This window comes from Alphaproteobacteria bacterium, assembly GCA_025800285.1.
Lineage (GTDB): Bacteria > Pseudomonadota > Alphaproteobacteria > JAOXRX01 > JAOXRX01 > JAOXRX01.
Map to the genome: position 1 here is coordinate 1 of JAOXRX010000098.1, position 1100 is coordinate 1100.

General features: G+C 35.3%; 1 protein-coding gene. It reads right to left on the reverse strand.

Annotated elements, in window-relative coordinates:
- Positions 1-244 precede the first annotated feature (244 nt).
- Positions 245-490 (reverse strand): hypothetical protein, encoded by a 246-nt coding sequence (locus OIF36_05440; GenBank protein MCV6599897.1) that lies wholly within the window; start codon positions 488-490, stop codon positions 245-247.
- Positions 491-1100 lie beyond the last annotated feature (610 nt).

Below are 1100 nucleotides of genomic sequence, written 5' to 3' on the forward strand. Positions count from 1 at the left end.
CAAGCTGGTTTTGATTTTTTCGCTCACTCCCGTGTTGAGCTTGCCCAGTCAACTGACTGAAAAGGGGCTGTAGATAGTTTACAATGCCGTCTCTTCCTTGTACAAACTAACCACCTGTCTGGAGGGAGTAAGGAAGGGGGATATGTTGTCACTTTGGATATATTTGCTTAATATATTTACTAATGTATTTAATAAACTTTGTTTATAAAGATTTACTCTGCTAGTGTCGTTGGTCACCCATCTTTTATTCGTGAGCTCTGTAATTTTTCCCCTTTTCTTTTCTTTGGATGTATTTACTAAATATATTTATTAATGTATTTTTAAAATAAGCTTTGTTTATACAGATTTGCTCTGCCAGTGTCGTCTGTCGTCCATCTTTTATTCGTGAGCTCTGTAGTTTTTCCCATTTTCTTTTCTTTTCTCGTAGGGCTTCGGCCACATGATGCAGCTTTATGGCATTTTTTTGGCACCCAACCTTAGCGCAAGACATTAATTTACCTATTTGTATTTATCGCTGTGTGGATAAGATTTAATAAGATTGAAATAAGTCTGCCACATCTGTGGGCAAATTTCATCCAACACAGTTGTCTAATTTTATATGCCACACTCCTAGCTATTCATATCAAGCAGTCAGATCCGAGTAAGGGTGGGTATTTATTATAAGATCATGGATGTATTTACAAAATATATTTAATGCATTTAATAAACATTGTTTATACAGATTTGCTCTGCCAGTGTCATCGGTCGTCCATCTTTTATTCGTGAGCTCTGTAATTTTTCCCCTTTTATTTTCTTTTTTTGTGGGCTTCGGCTGTATGATGTGGCCTTGTGGCATTTTTTTGGTGCCCAACTTTAGCACAAGGCATTAATTTATCTGTTTATATTCATCGCTGTGTGGATAAGATTTAATAAGATTCAATTAAGCCTGCTACATCCGTGGCCAAATTTCATCCAACACAGTTTTCTAATTTTTATGCCGCACTCCTAGTTATTCATATGAAGCAGAGCTCCTGAGTAAGAGTTGGAATTCATTACAGTTCATGGATGTATTTACAAAATATATTTATTAATGTATTTAATAAACTTTGTTTGTACAGATT

Bases quoted from the DNA above. Each gene is read 5' to 3' on its own strand.
- OIF36_05440 (MCV6599897.1), bottom strand. From the start codon at position 490: ATGTCTTGCGCTAAGGTTGGGTGCCAAAAAAATGCCATAAAGCTGCAT.